Genomic DNA, 4,168 nt, shown 5'->3' with positions numbered 1-4,168 from the left:
CCCCGGGGCCGGTCGCTAGGGGACGCGCTTGCCGCGCGCGGTCTGGAAGAGCGTGAACCACTCCTCGCGCGTCATCGAGGCGCCGACGGCCTCGGCCTCCGCACAGGCCGCGATGCGACGCGGGTTCGCCGAGCCGATGACCGGGACGATCCGCGCCGGGTGCCGGAGGAGCCAACCGAGCACGATCGCCTCCGGCTCGGTGTTCTTCGCGGCGGCCATCTCGGCGACCAGCGCGGTCGTGGCGCGGTCCGCGTCGGTGGCCTTCGCCGTCGTCCGTCCGGAGTAGCGGCCGCCCGCAAGCGGCGACCAGGCCTGCACCTCGATGCCGCGCCGCGCGCAGTGTTCGAGCGTTCCGTGCGGGAAGCTCGTGAGCACGCCGTCGGCATGGTTGACGAGCACGGTGGTGTCCGCGAAGCCGTGGTGGGCCAGGCTCAGCTCGAGCTGGTCGGCGGCGAGCGGGACGGGCAGGTGGTCTTGAAGCGCGTCCATCTGCGCGGCCGACATGTTGGACACGCCGATCGCGCGAATCGCACCGTCCGCGAGCAAGCGGCCGACGGCGTCCCCCACCTCGGCGGGGTCGAGCAGCGGGTCGGGGCGGTGCAGGAGCAGGAGGTCGAGGTAGTCGGTGCGGAGGCGGCGCAGCGTGCCCTGGACGCCCTCGAGGATCGCCCGGCCGCTCAGGTCGTAGTGGCCGAAGCCGCCGCCCTCGCCCAGCCGGATGCCGACCTTGCTCTGGAGCTGGATCCTCCCGCGCAGTGTCGCATCGCGGGCCAGGAGCTCGCCGAAGACCGATTCGGCCTTGCCCCGGCGATAGATGTCGGCATGGTCGAAGCGCGTCATGCCGATCGCGAGCGCGGCCTCAACGGCCGCCGCCGCATCGTCGATGTGCTCGGGGCCGTATCCCGGCGCGTCCCACGCGCCGCCGAGGCCCATGCATCCATAGATCAGGCGGGAATCCACCCGGCCATCCTAGTGCGCAGGCGGGCCATGAGGGGCCGCGTGACACGGTGGGCGAGCGCGGCGAGCCCGACCGAGAGCGGAAGGACGATCCACCCCACCTCGAGCCAGTCGGAGTGGTTGAGCACGCCCAGGAGGCACAGGAGCGGGTAGTGCCACAGGTAGATCTCGTAGCTGATCCGCCCCACATAGGCCACTGGGCCAGCCGACAGGACGCGGTGGAGCACGCCATGCGGGCCGCGCACGAGCGCGACGATGAGCAGGAGCGCGCCGGCGTCCGCGGAGAGGACGTCGACGGTGGAGAACGGCGCGAGCGAGGAACGCAGCACGCTGAAGCCGAGGAGCGCGAGGCCCGCGAGGCCGAGCCAGCGGTTGGCCTTGAACTGGGCGCCATGGAGGAGGAGCGCGAGCACGCACCCGGACATGAGCCCGCACGCGCGCAGGATGAAGGAGACCTCTGCCGCCTCCGCCTCGGCGAAGAACGCCGCGACGGCGAGGACGGCCGTCACGATCGCGGCGACCGCGAGGACCATCCGGCGACGCTCGCGCAGGAGCCAGACCAGGACCGGCGGCCACAGGAAGTAGAACCACTCCTCGACCCCGAGCGACCACGTGTGCTCGTACGGCGAGAGCGTCGTCTGGCCGGACTCGGCGCCCACGGGCATGAGATAGAAGAGCGCGAGGGCTGAGCCCGCAAGGGCCGTGCTGACGCCCATCGTGAGGGCGATCGGCACGAAGACGACCGCGAGCATGAGCAGGAGCGGAGGGTACAGCCGCACGACCCTGCGCAGGTAGAACCGGCGGAAGGAAACCGTTCCCGAGGCATCGTGCTCCTGGAGCAGGAGCGTCGTGATGAGGAAGCCCGAGAGCACGAAGAAGACGTCGACGCCGCCCGCCCCGCCGAAGTGCGCGGGCATGACCCCGTGGTACACGGCGACCAAGGTGATGGCGACTGCCCGGAGCCCGTCGAGCGCCGGAACGTGGCCAAGCCGAGGGGGACTTTTTCGGACAGCAGGCAACGATTCGGTAACGGTCATCTGATCCAGTCTAACGATCGAGTCTGGGAACGGCTCTCAGGAAGCCGCATCGCTGGGATACCGGTTCGGACCGGCACCGCGGATAGACCCGTGGAGTTCAGCGCGGTCTCACAGCGCGTTAACACGGCGCTCCTAGCATTTTGGACTCATGCAAGAGACCGGCAGGGAGAGGACCCCATGCGCACCATCCGCACACGAGTCGCCGTGATCGCCGCGACCGCAGCGCTCATCGCCGCGTCGGCCGGAACCGTCGCCGTTGCCCAGGACGCCACCGGCACACCGGAAAACGGCGACCAGCACGAGACGGCGACGACGCTCGCCAACGACTTCAACGCCGTCGACCGCAACACGAACTGGCAGCTCACCGGAAAGCTCAAGCTCAACTTCCCCACGTACCACACGGAGGGCATCGCGTTCTCGGAGGACCACATCTTCCTCTCGGCCGTCCAGATCATCGAGCCGACGGTCAAGTACCCGGCGCCCCAGAACGGCTTCGACCGCTCGCCCGGGAAGGGGATCGGCCACGTGTTCGTCATGGACAAGGCGGGGAACCTGCAGAAGGACATCACGCTAGGCGAGGGCGACACATACCACCCGGGCGGAATCGACTTCGACGGCACGAACCTGTGGGTGCCCGTCGCGCAATACCGGCCCAACAGCGCCTCGATCATCTACCGCATCGACGCCGCGAGCCTCGACGTCCACAAGCAGTTCGAGGTGCCCGATCACTTCGGCGGAATCGTGATGGACCGGCAGACGGGCCACCTCGTGGGCAACACGTGGGGCTCGCGCCGCTTCGCCGAGTGGGACCTCCAGGGCAAGCAGCTCTCGACGTGGGAGAACGCCAACTACTTCATCGACTACCAGGACTGCCAGTACGTCCCGAACTCGAAGATGCTGTGCGGCGGCGTCACGAACCTCCCGCAGACCCCTGCGGCAGGCGGGGCGGGCGCGACCTACGAACTCGGCGGCATGGCGATGATCGATCTGAAGGGCCACGCCGTGACGCGGGACGTGCCCTTCCAGAAGTGGTCCACGGCCGGGCACGTAGCCACCCGCAATCCGTTCAAGATGACGGCCGACGGCGGGCACCTCACCATGAAGGTCGCGCCGGACAACGGCGACGAGGGCAACGGCACCGAGATCCTCACGTACGAGGCGACGGTGGCCCGCAGTCCTGATCTGGGTTATCCCCCGATCTGGGAGGAATGAGAAACCAAAAGACCCCCGGGATCTCTCCCGGGGGTCTTGCGGTAGCGGTGGGGAGGCTCGATCTCCCGACCTCACGATTATGAGTCGTGCGCTCTAACCAACTGAGCTACACCGCCATACAAAGAAAAGGGCCGTATCTTCCGGCCACAGCCGTGGACACGGACCCTTTCCAGAGAGCCCCCCACGGGAATCGATCCCGTGACCTCCATCTTACCAAGATGGCGCTCTACCACTGAGCTAGGGGGGCAACAGACAGATACTTTACCGGAGCTTGAGCCCCTCGAACAAATCGTCGGGGGCACGTTTTCCGCCCGCCTTGAAGAGGACGGAAAAGGGTCCGGCTGCACCCCCCAGCTGGCTGCAGCCGGACCCTGTGGCACGGCCACGTGGTCTGCTCACGTGGCCGACTCCACCGCCGCCCCTCCATCGTCACACGATGCGACGCTAAATGTCACGCATCTATGACAAATTCGTATTGTAAGTGAGATCTACGTCTCGGTATTAGCGGCTGCCGCCAAACCGACGAGCGCCACCCGAGGAGCCGCCTCGGCTCCCGCCGAAGCCGCCCCGGCTCCCGCCGCGGCCGCCCCATTCGCCATCGCGACCACCACGGTCCCGGCCGCCGCGGCCGCCACGGCTGCCGAAGTCACCGCGGTTGCCGAAGTCGCCGTCACGCGGGGCGCGGTCCCGATCCCGGCCGCCACGGCTGCCGAAGTCACCGCGGTTGCCGTCACCGTCACGCGACGGACGGCGGCCGGAGTCGAGCTCGAGCTTGATGAGCTCGCCGCCGATCCGCGTCTTCGAAAGCGCCCGCCACTGATCGTTCGAGAGCTCCGCGGGGAGCTCGACGAGGGAGAAGTCGGACCGGATGTCGATCCCGCCGATGTCGCTCGAGTTGAAGCCGCCCTCGTTCGCGAGCGCACCCACGATCGAACCCGGCTGGACCCGCTGGCGCCGGCCCA

General features: G+C 68.5%; 4 protein-coding genes and 2 tRNA genes. 1 reads left to right on the top strand and 5 read right to left on the bottom strand.

The window, feature by feature from the left end; genetic code table 11:
* Window positions 1-15: 15 nt before the first annotated feature.
* Both ACLN58_RS18875 and ACLN58_RS18870 read right to left on the bottom strand, forming a co-directional pair.
* Complete coding sequence (locus ACLN58_RS18875; protein WP_415856778.1) at window positions 16-933, bottom strand: aldo/keto reductase; 918 nt, start codon at window positions 931-933, stop codon at window positions 16-18.
* Between the two features lie 11 nt (window positions 934-944).
* Complete coding sequence (locus ACLN58_RS18870; RefSeq protein WP_415856777.1) at window positions 945-1,994, bottom strand: acyltransferase family protein; 1,050 nt, start codon at window positions 1,992-1,994, stop codon at window positions 945-947.
* A 177-nt stretch (window positions 1,995-2,171) separates the two neighbouring features.
* Here ACLN58_RS18870 and ACLN58_RS18865 point away from each other — a divergent pair, with 177 nt between their 5' ends.
* Window positions 2,172-3,206 (top strand): DUF6454 family protein, encoded by a 1,035-nt coding sequence (locus ACLN58_RS18865; protein WP_415856776.1) that lies wholly within the window; start codon window positions 2,172-2,174, stop codon window positions 3,204-3,206.
* A 42-nt stretch (window positions 3,207-3,248) separates the two neighbouring features.
* Here ACLN58_RS18865 and ACLN58_RS18860 read toward each other — a convergent pair.
* The 3 genes from ACLN58_RS18860 to ACLN58_RS18850 form a co-directional block, all read right to left on the bottom strand.
* A tRNA-Met gene (locus ACLN58_RS18860) sits at window positions 3,249-3,322 on the bottom strand.
* Window positions 3,323-3,381: 59 nt separating this feature from the next.
* A tRNA-Thr gene (locus ACLN58_RS18855) sits at window positions 3,382-3,453 on the bottom strand.
* Between the two features lie 254 nt (window positions 3,454-3,707).
* A partial coding sequence (locus ACLN58_RS18850; RefSeq protein WP_415856775.1) for a DbpA RNA binding domain-containing protein occupies window positions 3,708-4,168 on the bottom strand: 461 nt, incomplete at its 5' end.

It is taken from the genome of Sinomonas sp. G460-2 (assembly GCF_047759905.1).
Lineage (GTDB): Bacteria > Actinomycetota > Actinomycetes > Actinomycetales > Micrococcaceae > Sinomonas.
This window is presented reverse-complemented; position numbering and strand designations above follow the sequence as displayed.